Source organism: Cycloclasticus sp. PY97N, assembly GCF_002443175.1.
GTDB classification, from domain to species: Bacteria; Pseudomonadota; Gammaproteobacteria; order Methylococcales; family Cycloclasticaceae; genus Cycloclasticus; species Cycloclasticus pugetii.
In genome coordinates this window covers 410584-428233 of record NZ_CP023664.1, presented here as the reverse complement: position 1 = coordinate 428233, position 17650 = coordinate 410584, and the positions used below count along the sequence as shown (strand labels likewise).

The following is a 17650-nucleotide window of genomic DNA, read 5'->3' as shown; positions in this document are numbered from 1 at the left end:
AATAATACAACACAATAAAAACACTTACCCTACAAAGGGTATACACACCAATCAATTCACACACGGTGTCATTAAAAATAACTTGGAGGGGTGTTATGTCGGCTAATACTGACCATTACTGGACGGATAATATTCGTCTCATTTTGAAGCTGCTATTTATTTGGTTTCTTGTCTCTTTTGTGTTCGGCATCATTTTAGTTGAACCACTTAATAGCATTGAATTTGCTGGCTTTAAGTTAGGCTTTTGGTTTTCTCAGCAAGGCTCCATTATTTCTTTTGTTTTTTTAATTTTTTATTACATTAAAAAAATGAGCGCACTAGATGCTAAATACGGCGTGGATGATTGATATGGAATTACAAACACTGATTTACTTAGTGGTTGGGGCCACATTCGCGCTGTATATCGGCATTGCTATTTGGGCCAATGCAAAAACAACAGGCGATTTTTATATTGCCGGCAAAGGTGTTCACCCTATCGTTAACGGCATGGCGACAGGAGCTGATTGGATGTCAGCGGCGTCGTTTATCTCAATGGCCGGTTTAATTTCATATTTAGGCTACGAAGCCGGTGTGTATTTAATGGGTTGGACAGGTGGCTATGTACTTCTTGCCATGTTACTAGCGCCATATTTACGTAAATTCGGCAAATTTACTGTACCTGAATTTATTAGTGATCGCTATTATTCACGTGCCGCTCGTGTCATTGCTGTTCTGTGTTTAATTTTTATTTCTTTTACCTATGTCGCGGGGCAAATGCGCGGTGTTGGTATCGTCTTTTCGCGCTTTTTAGAATTACCTATAGATCAAGGTTTATACCTTGGCATGGGCATTGTGTTTATCTATTCGGTCATTGGTGGCATGAAAGGCATCACCTACACGCAGGTTGCACAGTATATTGTGTTGATGTTTGCCTATTCTGTACCGGCTATTTTTATGGCCATACAATTTACAGGCAACCCTATTCCACAAATTGCGTTTGGTAGTCAAATGTCAGATGGTTCTGGGTTTTTATTAGATGCCTTGGATAAAACACTGCTTGATTTAGGCTTTAATGCCTACACCGAGCCGTTTAACGATAAATCAATGATCGACGTTGCCGCTATTACCTTAGCCTTAATGGTCGGCACGGCTGGTTTACCGCATGTTATTGTGCGCTTTTTTACCGTTCCTAAAGTCTCTGATGCAAGAAAATCGGCTGGCTGGGCGCTTATTTTTATCGCCTTGTTATATACCACCGCGCCAGTTGTTGGCTCCTTAAGCCGTTTAAGCATTATCAACAGTATTAATGGGCCTGATAACAGCGGCACCGCCTACATCGATATGCCCAGTTGGTTCCAAACGTGGGAAAGCTCAGGCTTACTCGGCTGGTTTGATCATAACGGCGATGGTAAATTGCAATACGCTGCAGGCAAGGCGTTTGCCGGCGAAGGAAAGCCTGTATTCGATGCTGAACAACGTGGTGCTTTAGGTGAACGCATCATTACTAACCCGTCTGAAGGCAAGGTAGTGAATAACGCACCATTTGCTAATGAAATTTACGTTGATCGTGACATTATGGTACTGGCTAGCCCAGAAATCGCGCAATTACCCAACTGGGTTATTGCATTAATCGCTGCCGGTGGTGTTGCCGCTGCTTTATCCACGGCTGCCGGTTTATTATTAGTTATTTCCGCCAGTATTTCGCACGATTTATTAAAAAGCACCTTTATGCACAAGATCAGCGAGAAAAATGAATTACGCGCTAGCCGAATCACCTCGGCCTTCGCGATTCTCGTTGCTGGTTATTTAGGCTTACACCCACCCGCGTTTGTCGCTCAAGTCGTTGCGTTTGCCTTTGGCTTAGCTGCATCGTCCTTGTTCCCAGTGCTGATTATGGGTATTTTTAGTAAGCGCATGAATAAATACGGCGCCATTTGCGGCATGCTCACCGGGCTGGTGTTCACAATGGGCTATATCATTTATTTTAAAGGTATTTTTATAGAGCCAATGGCCGCTAATACCGCTGAAAACTGGCTGTTTGGTATTTCACCGGAAGGCATTGGTGCGATCGGTATGTGCTTGAACTTCTCCGTCGCCTTTATTGTGTCCAGCCTAACGCCTGCACCTCCTCAAAGTGTACAGAATATGGTTGAACGAATTCGGCTGCCCAATGCAGCCGCTGCCGCTCACGATCACTAAGAAGCGATAATAACGATGCTTAACACTATTTGGGTAGATGCCGACGCCTGCCCTGTTGTCATAAAGGACATTTTATTTCGCGCCGCAGAGCGCACAAACACTCAAATGACCTTGGTGGCTAATCAGGCAATCCGGGTGCCGCCTTCTGCTTATATTTCTTTTTTACGCGTTAATCAGGGTTTTGATGAGGCCGATAATGAAATTGTTAAACGAATGCAAGCGGGAGACTTAGTGATTACTGGCGACATTCCGTTAGCTGCTGATGTCATAGAAAAAGGTGGCACGGCCTTAAACCCACGTGGTGATCTATACACAAAAGAAAACATTAAAGACCGTCTTAATATGCGCGACTTTATGGAAACCATGCGTTCCAGTGGCTTAGAAATTGGTGGCGGCCCACCGCCTTTAAATAATACGGACAGACAGACATTTGCCAACCAACTCGATAGGCTGCTCACTCAAGCCAATCGTTAACGCTAATGTTCGTTTTATTGTTTTAGTTCAGACACTATTAAATAGACAGTAAATCCATAGAAAACAGCCCTGCCTTCACTTACTCAATCGAGAAGTCCCTATTCATTTTTATAATGAATAGGGACTTATATTATTACTGTGCCGCCGCTAGGGCTTGCTCAATATCGCCAATAATATCATCGATGTGCTCAATGCCGACCGATAGCCTTACCATCTCTTCACTAACACCTACTTTAGCCAACTCCTCTACGCTTAATTGACGGTGTGTTGTTGAAGCAGGGTGGCAAGCCAATGATTTAGCATCCCCTATATTCACCAAGCGTAAAATCATTTGCAGTGCATCAATAAATTTACCTCCTGCTTCCGCACCCCCTTTAATCCCAAAGCTGATGATGCCCGAGGCCTTACCCGCAGATATTTTTTGGCATGTTTGATAATCTGGGCTGCTTGTTAAGCCAGCATAATTAACCCATTCAACTTGAGCATGTTGCTTGAGGTATTCAGCTACTTTTTCTGCATTTTCACAATGGCGCTCCATTCTTAACGCCAATGTTTCAAGCCCCTGCATCAGCAAGAAGGCACTATGTGCAGCCAGTGCAGCGCCTGTGTTACGTAACGGCACAACTCGGCAACGCCCAATAAAAGCAGCAGGGCCTAACGCTTCTGTATACACAACACCATGATATGAGGGATCAGGTTCATTCAACATCGGAAAACGCTCTTTATTGGCAACCCAGTCAAACTGGCCCGAATCGACAATCATGCCACCAAGCGTTGTGCCATGCCCACCGATATATTTTGTTAATGAATGAATAACAATGTCTGCGCCGTGTTCGAATGGACGACATAAAATAGGTGAGGCCACTGTATTATCTACAATTAAAGGCACACCATGACGATGGGCAATCTCTGCGAGCTTGGCAAGGTCAACCACATTACCACCTGGGTTACCAATAGATTCACAAAACACAGCACTGGTGTTGTCATCAATCAACGCTTCAAGCCCAGCTAAGTCATCATATGAGGCAAAGCGCGTTTCAACGCCTTGCTGTGGTAGCGTATGGGCGAAAAAATTATAGGTTCCACCATACAGTTGGTTGGTGCTAACAATGTTTCTGCCCACATGAGTAATACATTGAATAGCATAGGTTATAGCAGCCATTCCTGACGATAATGCCAAGCCTGCAATCCCACCTTCCATTTCAGCCACTCGTTGTTCCAACACCGCATTAGTTGGATTCATAATGCGTGAATAAATATTACCGGGGACCTTTAAGTTGAATAAATCTGCGCCATGCTGAGTGCTATCAAAAGCATACGATGTAGTTTGGTAAATAGGTGTCGTGGCCGCATGAGTGCTTGGGTCTATTTGATAGCCAGTATGAAGTGCAATTGTTTCTAATTTCATTGAGTCTCCTCGATTATTATTTATATAAATTTAATCTACTGCGGAAGTGTGGCGTTTTTATAACGGCTATTAAAACAATGCGCCGCCCATTTTTTCAAAATGGCTTCCATTCGCAGACTAAATTGCACAGCGAGTATCTATGAGTCTGAGCCAACATATAAGCCTTAACAGCTCATATCCAATAGGTTAACTGTGACTTCTAACAATACCAATTGTCGAACTAATGGTTAAGATATGTCAACAAACGGTACCGCTGAGCTAAACAACAAAGTAAAACTTTAGGCTGATAAATCTGTAAAAAAACCACTTCATCATTTATAAAGAACACGACAAGTATTTCAAGGGTCATCAGCCATACATCAATATCACCAACGCTTCGAAGCAATGGAACATGAAAAAACGGATCTTTTTTATATTAATAAGCCTTATATCGTTGCCAGCTTACGCTGCTAAACCGGATATATTTTTACTTAAAAAATACCATCAAGATATTCCTGTGACGGGTTGGCTTATGAGCGAAAAACTCGATGGCGTACGCGGCTATTGGGATGGCAACAAGCTCATTAGTCGAGGAGGAAAAATACTTAGCCCACCAGCATGGTTTACCCAGAACTACCCACCTTTTCCAATAGACGGTGAGCTATGGACACAGCGAGCCGACTTTGAAAACATCAGCTCCATTGTTAACAGCCAACATGCTGGTGAACGATGGAAACATATTACCCATCAAATATTTGATGTGCCCAATCAAACAGGTAATTTACATAAACGGCTACAGGTTTTACAAAACTATCTAGATAAGAACCCTACGCCGTACATTCAGATCATTCAGCAAACAACCGTTAACAATAAAAAACAATTACAGCGCTTTTTACACTCTATTACTGCTAACCAAGGTGAAGGCGTTGTGGTTAGGGACCCTAATCAAGCCTATCAAACAGGTCGTTTATCTTCAGCATTGAAACTAAAGGAATACACCGACACAGAATGTACCGTGCTAAAAGTCCTCCCCGGAAAAGGACAATATCAAGGCAAAATGGGCTCTATACTCTGCCTGACTTCACAGGGCAAACAGTTAACCATTGGTTCTGGCTTTTCAAATAAAGACAGAACTGACCCACCCCTTATAGGCAGTGAAATCACGTTTAAATATTATGGCCTAACCAAAAAAGGCCGCTATCGATTTCCTGTCTATTTAAGACCGTTTAACAAACCTTAGTCACCCGTAAATCAAACAAAAGAGTTTTCCATTGCGCTTTTCATGTTGGCGTATAATTACGCCTAATCAAACACATGGAACACACATGCCTAAAGCCAGCGATTTAAAATGCGGAATGGTTGTTGAAGTCAATGACGAACCCTATGCGGTTAAAAGTATCGACGTACGCAACCCATCATCTCGTGGAGCCTCTACCCTTTATAAAGTTCGCTTTAATCACCTTAAAAGCAAGCAAAAACGTGATGAAACCTTAAAAGGCGATGACTTTCTGAAGGATCTCGATTGCGAAAAAGCCAATTTACAGTTTTCTTATCAAGATGGTAACGCCTATACCTTCATGAACTTAGACACCTATGATCAATACACACTAGATGCTGAAGACATTGAAGAACAAGTTAAATACCTAAGCGAGGGGCTCGATAGCCTAGTAGGCATTTTACTAGAAGAAGCTCTGGTTGCTATTGAGTTACCGGCCACCATTAGCTTACAAATAGTGGATACTGCGCCTGGTTTAAAAGGCGCCTCTGCCTCTGCACGAACCAAACCAGCTACGCTAAGCACTGGGTTAGAAGTTCAAGTACCGGAATATATAGACAATGAAGAAGTCATTAAAATAAACACCAGCACCGGCAAATTTATGTCGCGCGGATAAATTATTACCTGACAACCGCACCTTTTAACACTAAGCCCATTTGACCGAGACACCAGCATGAACAACATCCAACAACTACGCGAAGCATTAGCCACATTACAGTTTAGCGACACCATGGACATTATTGATGCGCTGTATGATTTTACACCCAGCGCATTTAGTAACGGCGAAGTTAACAATAAGGCAAATGAAAACAATGGTTCTTGCAAGTTATTTGCCTTTGCCAAGCTAAATGAGTTTACCGAGCCACAAACCTTGGCATTATTTGGTGAGTACTACCGTGATGTACTGGCTACCCCAGATGGCGATGATCACCAAAATATTCGTCACTTTATGAAAACAGGCTGGGCAGGCATTCGCTTTGACAGCAACCCGCTAACAGCAAAAAAATAACCCCGATAAAACCTATGCCTGACACCCTCTTTTCATCTTTACCCATTACATCAGCTCAAGTTAAAAACTTGAGCTCACTCGGCTATAAAAATATGACGCCAGTGCAAGCGCAAAGCCTGCCGCATGTTTTAAAGGGCAAAGATATCCTCGCACAAGCTAAAACAGGGAGCGGTAAAACCGCAGCGTTCGGCATTGGCTTACTAGATAAAATTAACCCACGCTTTTTTGGTACGCAGGCACTGGTTTTGTGCCCAACCCGCGAACTGGCCGACCAAGTCGGTAAAGAAATTCGTAAGTTGGCTCGCAGTGTGCCTAATATAAAGCTGGTACTACTATGCGGTGGCAAACCCTTTGGACCACAAGTAGGCTCACTAGAGCATGGTGCACATATTGTGGTGGGTACGCCCGGGCGAATTCAAGATCACCTAAAAAAACGCACCCTGAAGCTCGATCAGCTAAAAACCCTCGTGTTAGATGAAGCGGACCGAATGTTGGATATGGGCTTTTCTGATGTGATGACTGACATCATTAAACGCACACCTGCCTCTCGTCAAACCCTACTGTTTTCTGCCACCTACCCTGACGAAGTAAAAAAAATGTGTCGCTCTATTCAACGCGACCCTGTTACCGTCACGGTTGAGTCTGATCATCAGCAAAGCGTGATCGAGCAGTTGTTTTACCAAGTCAAAAAACATGAGCGCAACAATACGCTACTGGCATTATTTGAGCATTATCAACCTAAAACGGCGATTGTTTTCTGCCATACCAAAGCGCAGTGCAGTGAGATGGCTGAGTTTTTACGCGAGCATAATATTGAATCATTAGCGATACACGGCGACCTTGACCAGCGTGAGCGTGACCAAGTGCTTGTTCGCTTTGCTAATAATAGTTGCTCCGTACTGGTTGCAACCGATGTGGCTGCTCGTGGGCTCGATATTAAATCCATCGGCATGGTCATCAATTACGAACTGCCTCGCGATCCTGAAATTTACGTTCATCGTATCGGAAGAACCGGGCGTGCCGGCGAAACTGGGCTCGCCATGAGCTTATTTGCTGAACATGAGCAAGTGCGTGTAAAAGCAATTGAAGAATATCAACACAAACCTTGTTTAATAGACAGCCCTTTATCGTTGGACCGCAATAGTAGCTACAAGCTCTACCCGCCAATGGTTACCATTCAAATTGATGGCGGCCGTAAAGATAAAATTCGCCCCGGCGATATTTTAGGGGCACTAACCGGCGATGCTGGCTTAGAAGGCAAGCAAATCGGCAAAATAGATATTTTTGACCGCTCCAGTTATGTGGCGCTTGAACATGAGGCTGTGCGACAAGCACTGAACTACCTCGCCAATGGGAAAATTAAAGGCCGCCCGGCTAAAGCACGGAAGGTTCGCTAATTAAAACGGATGTCTACTCTTGTAGAGCGGTTAGTAGCATTAACCGCCTACATAACGTAAACGCTTTTTAGCTTTTAGTTTATGCATATCGGTCATGATCAGCCCATCTATACAGTGTCCAAAGTTCGCATCTACATTAAAATCAATGTAGCGAACACCGCCTTCATCACATAAATCGGCGTATTGCTTGTATAAGGTTGGTACGGTGACATTCATATGCGCTAAGTGTTCTTTCATGACTCTAAAGTCGTCACTTTGATTATTGCCGGTCAGCACATCTGCCACCTGCTTTTTTATTTCTGGCCTCATAATATAGGGCGTTCGAGAGGTGGCTAAGCAATCGGCATCAGGAAAGTAATGCTGATAGAACGTCACAATCAACGCTTTAGCTAGTTCAGGGTAAGCATCACTTAAGCTAACAGGGCCAAATAAGTAGCGTGTTGATGGGTACTTCCTAAGGTAGGCGCCAATGCCATACCATAAGTGGTCTAAGCTGCGTTTACCCCAATACTTAGGGCTGACAAAACTACGGCCAAGTTCTATACCCTGTTCAAAATAAGGAGCAACTTTCTGCATGTTATAGTCAAAAAGTTCTTGGCTATAAATGCCTCGACCCTTGTCTAAATCCATTAAGCGTTTTACTTCAGCGAGTCGATAAGAGCCTACAATTTCAAGTTCTTGCTCATCCCACAAAATAATATGGCGATAATGCTTATCATACCGATCAAGATCTCGGCTTTTGCCTGTGCCTTCACCGACACGCCGAAAAGTCATTTCCCTTAAGCGCCCAATTTCATTCATGACCGCAGAGTCCGGTCGATAATCAAATAAGTATATTTTCTTTTCATCGGCTGTTTCGCCCAGTAACTCACCCTCTTTTAACTCATTTTTCAGGGCCTTTCGATCACGCGGGTGAATAATGGTCTGTTCTGTTTCCAGCAGGCTCTTTTTTCCTTTACCTAGCAAGTAAGCATGGCGACGAACCAATCGCGCAATTTCTTTACGTTTTAATGGCAAACTATCTATAAAACGGTATGGGATGGGAGCGCCCACCTTGAAGCTTATCGTTTTCGAGTTTTTATTAAAAACCTCATGCGCTAACAACATGCTTGATAAAGGCTTGTAGAACATTGAACTGCTATAAAAAAGAGATGAGTTCCGCGCCTTAACGTAAATTGGCAAAATAGGAGCTTGGGTTTTCTTAGCAAAACTTAAGAATCCGCTCGACCATTTTCCGTCACGTACTCCGTTCGGTCTCATTCTTGACACTTCGCCTGCAGGAAAAATAATAACGGCTTCTTCATTATTTAAACTCTGCAAAATACGCGAAATACTACTCTTTTGCGTTGATTTTCTTAAATTATCAACGGGTAATAATAGACTGTCTAGCGCCTTAAACTCCATTAACATGTCATTAACCACTATTTTTACATCGCGGCGCACCTCACCAACAAGCTTTAACAGCGATAATCCATCGAGCGCACCCAGTGGGTGATTAGCAACAATAATTACGCGGCCACTGGCGGGGATATTAGCCCTGTCACTGTGTGATGCTGAGTAACTAAAGTTAAAAAATGCAAATACTTGATCAATAAAATCAAACCCCTCGTCATCTTGATGATCTTCTAGGAATTGATTCACTTCATTTTCATGCATCAGTTTTTTTAAAAAACCAACCGTTGGTTTTTTAAGCCATGAGCCACGTTGCTCAAAATTTGGGAATTTTTGCTCTATTGTTTGCTCAATATTTAGCATACTACTTAATCGTCCGTTATTTTTTTACTAAAATTTTCGAGGGCTAGCCAGCAAAAATGTGCTTATAAAGCATTAGCGATGGCATCAAACCTTGATCCGTTTTCATGAAGTTTTCCTAGTTCATATCACTATTTAGTTTTTAATTTATCGTTAGAATAATCTTTGTTTATGAACGTTTTATAACAATTGCTTGACGCTTTAATGAATGCTGCAAATGCACACTCTCTGCTATAATGTTCGATTGAATGTTTCCATTATGTTAATGCTCCTTATATAACTGTCTGCAAATCCCTATGTTTCAACTTATCCTTTCTCGTTCTCAAAGCCTAAAAAGTGATCTTCTTTCTGGCCTTACCGTTGCACTAGCTCTAGTACCCGAAGCCGTTGCCTTTGCTTTCGTAGCAGGGGTTGAACCCTTAGTCGGTTTATATGCTGCTTTTATGGTCGGTTTAATTACCGCGGCTATTGGCGGCCGTCCGGGAATGATTTCTGGCGCAACCGGCGCACTGGCTGTTGTTATGGTGAGCTTGGTGGCAACTCATGGGGTTGAATATCTATTTGCAACCGTTGTCTTAATGGGTGTTTTACAAGTGCTGGCTGGAGTTTTTCGCTTAGGAAAATTCATTCGCTTAGTGCCACACCCTGTGATGTTAGGCTTCGTGAATGGTTTAGCGATTGTTATTTTTATGGCTCAGCTGCAACAATTTCAATTCCTTGATCCGGTCACCGGCGAGCTTGCTTGGCTACAAGGTGAGCAGATGACATTAATGTTAGGCATGGTGGCGCTGACCATGGCCATTATCTATTTCTTACCCAAATTAACGAAGGCCATTCCATCATCATTGGCTGCGATCTTAACCATCGTTGCCATTTCTATTGGCTTAGATATGGACTTACGTACCGTTCAAGATGTGCTTGTCGATATGACTGGCGATCCGGTGGCGACTATTGCTGGCGGCTTACCGCAATTCCATTTCCCTAGCGTGCCGCTAAATCTTGAAACGCTGAAAATTATTTTCCCTTATGCGCTGATTCTTGCTGCCATTGGTTTAATTGAGTCTTTATTAACCTTAACTCTGATTGATGAAATAACCGAAACGCGTGGCCGTGGAAATAAAGAATGCATTGGTCAAGGCGTTGCCAATGTGGCTACCGGTTTTTTTGGTGGAATGGGTGGCTGCGCGATGATTGGTCAAAGCATGATCAACATTAATTCTGGTGGTCGCGGACGCGCTTCGGGGATTTCCGCTGCGTTATTCTTACTTGCCTTTATTTTAGTTGGCTCATCACTGATTGAAATGATCCCCGTTGCTGCCTTAGTCGGCGTGATGTTTATGGTGGTACTGGGTACATTTGAATGGGCCAGCTTCCGCTTATTGGGCCGCATCCCAACTTCCGATACACTTGTCGGTATTACTGTTGCGGTTGTTACCGTGCTAACTGATTTAGCCATTGCGGTTGTCGTAGGTGTCTTAATGTCTACCTTAGTGTTTGCTTGGAAACATGCTAAAAACATGCACTTTGAGATTGAAGAAAAAGATGGCGTTAAAATTTATAAGCCAACTGGTCCGCTATTTTTTGCCTCCATCCATAACTTTCGTGACCAGTTTGACCCTTATAACGACCCACAAGAAGTGATTGTTGATTTTGCACGTTCACGCGTCTCCGATCATTCGGGCATTGAAGCCATTGATGCCTTGGCAGAACGATACATGAAGCAAGGCAAAACACTGCATTTACGTCATTTAAGCCCAGAGTGCATCAAATTATTACACAAGGCTAGAAAGCTAATTGAAGTTAACGTGATTGAAGACCCAAAATATTCAATTGCTGATGATGAACTAGGCTAACAATGTTAGCCTGCCTTACATAGAGGCTTGAACGCATTTAATAATGCCGTATTCATACTCTTCATCCAAGGCCTCATAGATAGGTTTAATGCGGCCTTTTGACTCATCTTCCAAAGACTCTATAGTCATGATGATTTCTTGATATTCACTGTCGTCTAAATCGAGTACCTCTTTGACATCCAGTAGCCCTACTTCAATTGCATCGGCTAAATGTCCATATACCGTGTTTTCTTTCATATCGCGCTGTGTTGCAATCGCCTTTATATCTAAACCCTCTTGATACAACATGAGCGTCTCATTAACCGTTGCGCTAAGCCGATTATTCAATAATTCTGCTAACGGGTACTTTGCAATTTCTGCCAAAAAAACCTGGCCATAACGCTTTATTTTTTGATCACCCACGCCACTGATATACCGCATATCGCCAATCTCAACCGGGCGCTTTTTAATCATTTCCATTAAGGTTGCATCATGAAAAATGACATAGGGCGGCACACCACTGTCTTCCGCTAGTTGCGTTCTCAAAGCTCGTAAAGCGTCCCATAACGGCTCGTCTTGTGGGCGAACAGGGCTTTTCTTCTTTTTTTCTGTTGTCAGCTTTTCTTCTTTTGTTTGCTTTCTTAGCGCCAGTTTTTGTTCACCGCGTAACACTGGTCGGCATTTTTCTGTCAGTGTTAGCGAGCCATGGCTTTCTGCTTCAACATTAATAAAGCCAAGCGCTATCAACTGCCTAAAAATAGTTCGCCATTCCATCGTTGAGAATTCTTTACCAATGCCAAAGGTACTTAACTGCTCGTGCTGGTTTTGCCGGATACGGTCATCAGCCTTGCCCATTAAGACATCAATAATATAATTAACGCCAAAGCGTTGCCCTGTACGATAAATGCTCGATAAAATCTTTTGCGCCGCTTCAGAACCATCCCATTTTTCAGGCGGTGTTGTGCAATTATCACAGGCACCACATGGCTGTTCTAACCGCTCATCAAAGTAGCCTAGCAAGGCTTGCCGCCGACAAGCAATCAGCTCGCAAAGCCCCAGCATAGATTCTAATTTATTATGCTCAACACGTTTATGCGCCTCATCGGCATTGGAGTTTTGCATAAATTGTCGCAGCGTCAATACATCTTGCAAGCCATACGCCATCCATGCATTTGCAGGCTCGCCATCACGGCCTGCACGACCGGTTTCTTGATAATACGCCTCAATACTTTTTGGTAAACTTAAGTGCGCTACAAAACGTACATCCGGCTTATCTATGCCCATACCAAAGGCGATTGTAGCGACAATAATCACCCCTTCATCGCGTAAAAAACGCTGTTGGTTTTTTTGCCTAAGCTCTTGCGATAAGCCCGCGTGATAAGGCAATGCGATACGCCCTTGTTCTGTTAACCATTCGGCAGTCGCTTCTACTTTCTTGCGTGATAGGCAATACACAATGCCTGCATCTTGCGCATGATTTTCCTGTATAAAGCGCCACAACCGTAATTTCGGGTTATTACCTTCAGAAATAGCATAGTGAATATTCGGCCGATCAAAACTATTGATGAATACCCGCGCCCCTTCAAGTTGTAATTGCGCAATAATTTCATCGCGCGTACGTTGATCAGCTGTGGCGGTTAATGCAATACGCGGCACTTGTGGAAAACGCTCATGCAGCACACGTAACTTTTGATATTCTGGCCTAAAGTCATGCCCCCATTGCGATACACAATGCGCCTCATCAATCGCAAACAAGGCAATATGGCAGCGCTCCAACAACGACAGCATAATAGGGTTCAACAACCTTTCTGGCGCTACATACAATAAATCTAAAGCGCCATTTAATAATTGCGCCTCCACTTCTCGCGCCTCAGCGACATCGAGTGTTGAGTTTAAATAGGCTGCTTTAATACCCAGTTGATTAAGCGCATCCACCTGATCCTGCATCAGCGCAATCAATGGCGATACAATAATCGCAGTGCCATCACGCAATAAGGCTGGAATTTGGTAGCACAGCGACTTACCACCGCCTGTGGGCATCAGCACAAAGGCATCGCGCCCTTGCTCTAACTCATGAATAATTTCACCTTGTGGCTCACGAAAAGCGTCGTAACCAAACGTTGACTGTAAAATAGATTGCGCGCGATTCATCAATACAAGGGCTAATAAAAAATATAATTATCGCATAAACAAGCCTATCCGCAGCTAAACGAATCGGCTCACAACCAATAACATTAGCCATACAAGAACCAGCGTAGGCCACGTTTAAGCATCGCACTCGGGCTTTAGGTATAATGCCAGCTTTCCCATCTGTACGACCCAAAACATGTTGAAGTTAAGCAACGTATCGCTCCGCCGAGGAACTAAAGTATTATTCGAGAATGTTTCCTTCACGCTGCACTCAGGACAACGCGTTGGTATTAGTGGTGCCAATGGCTGCGGTAAGTCTAGTTTATTTGCGATGGTGTTAGATAGCCTCCACCCCGATAGCGGTGATTTTTCTATTCAATCGGGCTTTGTGATTGCCCACGTTGCCCAAGAGTTAGCCGCCACTGAGCAAGCCGCTATTGAGTTTGTGATCGATGGCGATAAAGAACTCCGCGATATTCAGCAAAAAATAGCCCATGCAGAAGAGCAACACGACGGCCACCGTGCTGCCGAACTGTATGCTGAACTAGAAACTATTCAAGGCTACACTGCCAACTCGCGGGCAGCGATTTTAATGAACGGACTGGGTTTTAAGGCCACCGATTTAAACAACCCTGTTACCAGCTTTTCTGGTGGCTGGCGCGTACGTTTAAACCTTGCAAAGGCACTCATGTGCCGCTCCGATCTGCTGCTGTTGGATGAACCAACCAATCACTTAGACTTAGATGCAGTTATTTGGCTACAAGAGTGGCTACAAAGTTATGCTGGAACCTTATTACTTATTTCTCACGATAGGGACTTTTTAGACGCTGTTGTCGGCAATATTCTACATATTGAGCAACAAAGTGCGATGCTCTATAGCGGCAATTATTCTCAATTTGAACGCGCTAGGGCTGAACGCTTGGCCCAGCAACAGTCTAATTTTGAACGCCAACAAAAAGAACGTGCACACATTCAAAGTTATGTTGATCGTTTTAAAGCAAAAGCAACTAAAGCGAAGCAAGCCCAAAGTCGCTTAAAGGCACTGGAGCGAATGGAATTGATTTCTGCCGCACATATTGACTCTCCTTTTCATTTTGCATTTTTCAAGCCTGAACGGGTCTCGAATCCATTGATCAAAGTTGAAAAGACAACACTGGCCTACAGCGACAATGTCATTTTAAATAATGTCTCTCTATCTATAAAACCCGGTGATCGCGTTGCATTATTAGGCCCAAACGGCGCTGGTAAATCGACATTAATTAAGCTTCTCGCAGAAGAAAACAAGCCAACAAGCGGCAGCATTGAATGTGCCGAAAGCCTTAAAGTTGGTTATTTCGCACAGCACCAGTTAGAGCAATTAGATCCTAATGCATCACCCTTATTGCATTTGCAGCGATTAGATAAAAAAACCACCGAACGTGATTTAAGAAACTTTCTTGGTGGTTTCGGCTTTCATGGTGACAAAACTCTAGAAGCCATCGCGCCCTTTTCTGGAGGCGAAAAAGCAAGGCTAGCTCTCGCACTTCTGGTTTATCAAAAGCCTAATTTATTATTGCTTGATGAACCGACCAACCATTTAGATATAGAAATGCGCCATGCCTTAAGTGCCTCCTTACAAGAGTTTAGTGGCGCAATGATTATTGTTTCCCATGATCGACACTTGCTGCGCACCATCACTGATCAGTTTTTACTCGTCTCTGGCGGCAAAATAACACCCTTTGATGGCGACCTAGGTGACTACGCCGACTGGGTAAAAAATCAAGCCAAAGAAAATGACAGCGCCCCCTCTAGCGACAAAAACGTTAATGCTCGTAAAGAACAAAAACAGCAGCAAGCGAATAACAGGCAACAGCAAAAACCACTACGCGACGCCCTAAGAAAAGCAGAAAAACAACTCGATAAATTGCAGGAGAAACAACAACAGCTTGAAGCCAAACTGGCTGATAGCGATTTATACCATCAAGATAAGAAGCAACAATTAGCCGACATTATTAATGAAAAGAGCAGCATTGATGAACAACTAGCCAAAACCGAAGAGGCTTGGCTGACGGCACAAGAAGCGCTCGAAGAGCTTATATAATCAGTTAAAGAGCCTAGCCCAGTTTGTGGCCGAAAAAACAGTTAACTAACCATAATAAGCCTCAATTTTATATTGGGCACGCTTGATTAACGCTTACAAATGCGTAACATCAGCACCTATTACGTGAATGGACAACATTGGAATGAGCGAAAAAACTAACAAAGACCCTCTACACGGCCTTACACTTGAGGCGATTGTTACTAGCCTTGTTGAACATTATGGCTGGGAGAGTTTAGGCCAGCAAATAAACATTCGTTGTTTCATCAGTGATCCATCTGTTAAATCTAGCCTTAAGTTTCTTCGCAAAACACCTTGGGCTAGGAAAAAAGTGGAGACGCTTTACCTTGCAACACAAAATAGCGTTTGGAAAAAATAATTCCTATTAGATACTGCAAATAGCCGCCCATTCCAGCCTAATTGAAAAGTAGGCACCGCTGACACTATTCAAGTTTAAAAAAGGCTAAATTGACCCCTAAGAAAAAAGTTGAATTCCTGATTATTGGCCAAGGGCTAGCCGGTAGCTTGTTGGGCTGGCGACTTATTCAACAAGGTCACTCTGTTTTACTCCTTGACCCTTGCCTTACGCACACCGCATCGCGCACCGCGGCTGGCTTAATTAACCCGGTAACGGGCAAAAGGTTAGTTAAAACTGACCATGTCGAACAATACCTTACAGCAGCAAAAGAACTTTATGCAGAACTGGCTAATTTCTTTGGTCTCACCTTTCTGCATGAAAGGGAACAGGTTCGCCTATTCCAATCAGAGGCTGAGCTAAACCAGTGGAACAAGCGAAAAAATCAGGCTGAGTATGCACCTTTCTTGGCTGAACGTTTCAATGCAAAAGATAAAAAATACCTAAAAGAAACATCCTTGGGTGGTTTCAAGCAACAGCAATGTGCTTACCTTGATACTGTTGCTTTACTCGATCATTTGCGTGATTTTTTCCTGCATCAAGGCTGCTTCATCAAGGCACAAATTGACTTGAGTGAACTTAACATCAGTTCATCATCAGTTGAATGGCATGACCACACTGCCGATAAAATAATTTTTTGTGATGGCTACCACTTACAATATAACCCATGGTTTTCATGGCTTCCTTTGCAGCCGGTACAAGGTGATATTTTAACCCTGAAAACAGATCATCCTTTGCCAAATGAAATTGTGCAGTTTGGCAAATGGTTACTGCCCCTTGCTAACGGGCAACTCAAATTGGGGGCCAGTTGGCAATGGCAACCACTGGATGAGCAACCTAACGAAAAAGCTGCTCTTGAGTTACTCGATGCGTGTTACCCGTATTTTCCGCACTTAAGGCAAGCTCAACGACTAGAACACAACGTTGGTATTCGCCCTGGTACTCGCGACAAGCAACCCTTTTTAGGCCAGCATCCTGAGCAGTCTAAATTACTCGTTTTTAACGGTTTCGGCTCCAAGGGCTCCCTCCTCATTCCGTGGCATGCAGAGCGCTTTTTACGTTACTTAACTCACGCTGAGCCGTTACCAACATCCGCTGATATTAATAGGTATACACATGACTATTTCACTCGTTGAGCAAGCGCATAACAATATTGCGAATTATCTTTCAGAGGGCGATATTGCCGTTGATGCCACAATGGGTAATGGCTTTGATACGCTCTTTTTAGCCAAGCAAATTGGTGAGGCAGGAAAAGTCTACTCATTCGACTTACAAGCCGCCGCTTTGCACACAACAGAGCAACGGCTAAGCAAAGAAAAACTATTACACCGGGTTTACCTGATACAAGATGATCATTCACAATTATCAGCTTACTTAACGAAGGACGATGTTCATTCGATTCGTTGTGCGATGTTTAATTTAGGCTATTTACCGGGTAGTGATAAATTACTGCAAACGACGCCAAACTCTACGCTTCAGGCATTAGAGTCAGCGATTGCCCTGTTGGCACAGCCAGGTATTATTTCTATACTGGCTTACACAGGACATACTGGTGGTCGAGAGGAAACTGAGTCTGTAAAAAGTTGGGCGAAGACACTGCCAAAAAAACAATACGAGGTGACTATTCAAATACCTAGTGCAACAAAAAATAGCCCACCAGAACTTATTTTGATAGAGCACCTGTAATTAATCATGCCATAACGTTTAAGACACGCGTCGCCTT

General features: G+C 43.4%; 15 protein-coding genes. 12 read left to right on the top strand and 3 right to left on the bottom strand.

Features of this window, described 5'->3' with window-relative positions; all coding sequences use genetic code 11:
* Positions 1-95 precede the first annotated feature (95 nt).
* From CPC19_RS02150 to CPC19_RS02140, 3 genes are read left to right on the top strand one after another with little or no spacing between them, the layout of a single operon-like run.
* Positions 96-347 carry a DUF4212 domain-containing protein gene (locus CPC19_RS02150; RefSeq protein ID WP_015006934.1) on the top strand — a complete coding sequence of 84 codons (252 nt, stop codon included), beginning with the start codon at positions 96-98 and terminating at the stop codon, positions 345-347.
* A complete protein-coding gene (locus tag CPC19_RS02145) occupies positions 322-2178 on the top strand; it encodes a sodium:solute symporter family protein (protein WP_236610542.1) in 1857 nt (618 codons plus the stop codon). The genes CPC19_RS02150 and CPC19_RS02145 overlap by 26 nt, the downstream gene beginning before the upstream one ends.
* A gap of 15 nt (positions 2179-2193) precedes the next feature.
* Positions 2194-2652, top strand: a complete 459-nt coding sequence (locus CPC19_RS02140; RefSeq protein WP_016390834.1) for a YaiI/YqxD family protein — start codon at positions 2194-2196, stop codon at positions 2650-2652.
* Between the two features lie 133 nt (positions 2653-2785).
* On the opposite strand, the gene CPC19_RS02135 is transcribed toward CPC19_RS02140, so the two are convergent.
* A complete protein-coding gene (locus CPC19_RS02135) occupies positions 2786-4060 on the bottom strand; it encodes an O-acetylhomoserine aminocarboxypropyltransferase/cysteine synthase family protein (RefSeq protein ID WP_016390833.1) in 1275 nt (424 codons plus the stop codon).
* Between the two features lie 391 nt (positions 4061-4451).
* On the opposite strand from CPC19_RS02135, the gene CPC19_RS02130 reads away from it, so the two are divergent.
* From CPC19_RS02130 to dbpA, 4 genes are all read left to right on the top strand, one after another.
* Positions 4452-5279, top strand: a complete 828-nt coding sequence (locus CPC19_RS02130; protein ID WP_016390832.1) for a DNA ligase — start codon at positions 4452-4454, stop codon at positions 5277-5279.
* An 85-nt stretch (positions 5280-5364) separates the two neighbouring features.
* A complete protein-coding gene (gene yeiP / locus CPC19_RS02125) occupies positions 5365-5931 on the top strand; it encodes an elongation factor P-like protein YeiP (RefSeq protein ID WP_016390831.1) in 567 nt (188 codons plus the stop codon).
* 57 nt (positions 5932-5988) lie between these two features.
* Positions 5989-6324 (top strand): HopJ type III effector protein, encoded by a 336-nt coding sequence (locus CPC19_RS02120; RefSeq protein ID WP_016390830.1) that lies wholly within the window; start codon positions 5989-5991, stop codon positions 6322-6324.
* 14 nt (positions 6325-6338) lie between these two features.
* Positions 6339-7721: an ATP-dependent RNA helicase DbpA gene (dbpA, locus tag CPC19_RS02115; protein WP_016390829.1), complete on the top strand. Its 1383-nt coding sequence runs from the start codon at positions 6339-6341 to the stop codon at positions 7719-7721.
* 39 nt (positions 7722-7760) lie between these two features.
* On the opposite strand, the gene CPC19_RS02110 is transcribed toward dbpA, so the two are convergent.
* The gene (locus CPC19_RS02110) at positions 7761-9476 is read right to left on the bottom strand and encodes a lysophospholipid acyltransferase family protein (RefSeq protein WP_016390828.1); all 1716 of its coding nucleotides are present in this window, start codon (positions 9474-9476) and stop codon (positions 7761-7763) included.
* 293 nt (positions 9477-9769) lie between these two features.
* Here CPC19_RS02110 and CPC19_RS02105 point away from each other — a divergent pair, with 293 nt between their 5' ends.
* Positions 9770-11326 carry a SulP family inorganic anion transporter gene (locus CPC19_RS02105; RefSeq protein ID WP_016390827.1) on the top strand — a complete coding sequence of 519 codons (1557 nt, stop codon included), beginning with the start codon at positions 9770-9772 and terminating at the stop codon, positions 11324-11326.
* A 15-nt stretch (positions 11327-11341) separates the two neighbouring features.
* Here the strand turns inward: CPC19_RS02105 and recQ are convergent, their stop codons facing one another.
* Entirely contained in the window at positions 11342-13456 is a 2115-nt protein-coding gene (gene recQ, locus CPC19_RS02100) for a DNA helicase RecQ (protein WP_016390826.1), read from the bottom strand.
* Between the two features lie 175 nt (positions 13457-13631).
* Here recQ and CPC19_RS02095 point away from each other — a divergent pair, with 175 nt between their 5' ends.
* The 4 genes from CPC19_RS02095 to CPC19_RS02080 all read left to right on the top strand — a co-directional run bounded on the left by CPC19_RS02095 (position 13632) and on the right by CPC19_RS02080 (position 17613).
* Complete coding sequence (locus CPC19_RS02095) at positions 13632-15515, top strand: ATP-binding cassette domain-containing protein (protein WP_016390825.1); 1884 nt, start codon at positions 13632-13634, stop codon at positions 15513-15515.
* A gap of 142 nt (positions 15516-15657) precedes the next feature.
* Positions 15658-15891, top strand: a complete 234-nt coding sequence (locus CPC19_RS02090; RefSeq protein WP_016390824.1) for a VF530 family DNA-binding protein — start codon at positions 15658-15660, stop codon at positions 15889-15891.
* 89 nt (positions 15892-15980) lie between these two features.
* The gene (locus CPC19_RS02085; protein ID WP_016390823.1) at positions 15981-17063 is read left to right on the top strand and encodes an FAD-binding oxidoreductase; all 1083 of its coding nucleotides are present in this window, start codon (positions 15981-15983) and stop codon (positions 17061-17063) included.
* Positions 17044-17613, top strand: a complete 570-nt coding sequence (locus CPC19_RS02080) for a class I SAM-dependent methyltransferase (protein ID WP_016390822.1) — start codon at positions 17044-17046, stop codon at positions 17611-17613. Before CPC19_RS02085 ends, CPC19_RS02080 begins: the two co-directional genes overlap by 20 nt.
* Positions 17614-17650 lie beyond the last annotated feature (37 nt).

Coding starts and splice junctions, on each gene's coding strand:
- CPC19_RS02130 (WP_016390832.1), top strand. CDS start 4,452: ATGAAAAAACGGATCTTTTTTATATTAATAAGCCTTATATCGTTGCCA.
- recQ (WP_016390826.1), bottom strand. CDS start 13,456: ATGAATCGCGCGCAATCTATTTTACAGTCAACGTTTGGTTACGACGCT.
- CPC19_RS02080 (WP_016390822.1), top strand. CDS start 17,044: ATGACTATTTCACTCGTTGAGCAAGCGCATAACAATATTGCGAATTAT.
- CPC19_RS02140 (WP_016390834.1), top strand. CDS start 2,194: ATGCTTAACACTATTTGGGTAGATGCCGACGCCTGCCCTGTTGTCATA.
- yeiP (WP_016390831.1), top strand. CDS start 5,365: ATGCCTAAAGCCAGCGATTTAAAATGCGGAATGGTTGTTGAAGTCAAT.
- CPC19_RS02150 (WP_015006934.1), top strand. CDS start 96: ATGTCGGCTAATACTGACCATTACTGGACGGATAATATTCGTCTCATT.
- CPC19_RS02135 (WP_016390833.1), bottom strand. CDS start 4,060: ATGAAATTAGAAACAATTGCACTTCATACTGGCTATCAAATAGACCCA.
- CPC19_RS02120 (WP_016390830.1), top strand. CDS start 5,989: ATGAACAACATCCAACAACTACGCGAAGCATTAGCCACATTACAGTTT.
- CPC19_RS02095 (WP_016390825.1), top strand. CDS start 13,632: ATGTTGAAGTTAAGCAACGTATCGCTCCGCCGAGGAACTAAAGTATTA.
- dbpA (WP_016390829.1), top strand. CDS start 6,339: ATGCCTGACACCCTCTTTTCATCTTTACCCATTACATCAGCTCAAGTT.
- CPC19_RS02145 (WP_236610542.1), top strand. CDS start 322: ATGCTAAATACGGCGTGGATGATTGATATGGAATTACAAACACTGATT.
- CPC19_RS02110 (WP_016390828.1), bottom strand. CDS start 9,476: ATGCTAAATATTGAGCAAACAATAGAGCAAAAATTCCCAAATTTTGAG.
- CPC19_RS02090 (WP_016390824.1), top strand. CDS start 15,658: ATGAGCGAAAAAACTAACAAAGACCCTCTACACGGCCTTACACTTGAG.
- CPC19_RS02105 (WP_016390827.1), top strand. CDS start 9,770: ATGTTTCAACTTATCCTTTCTCGTTCTCAAAGCCTAAAAAGTGATCTT.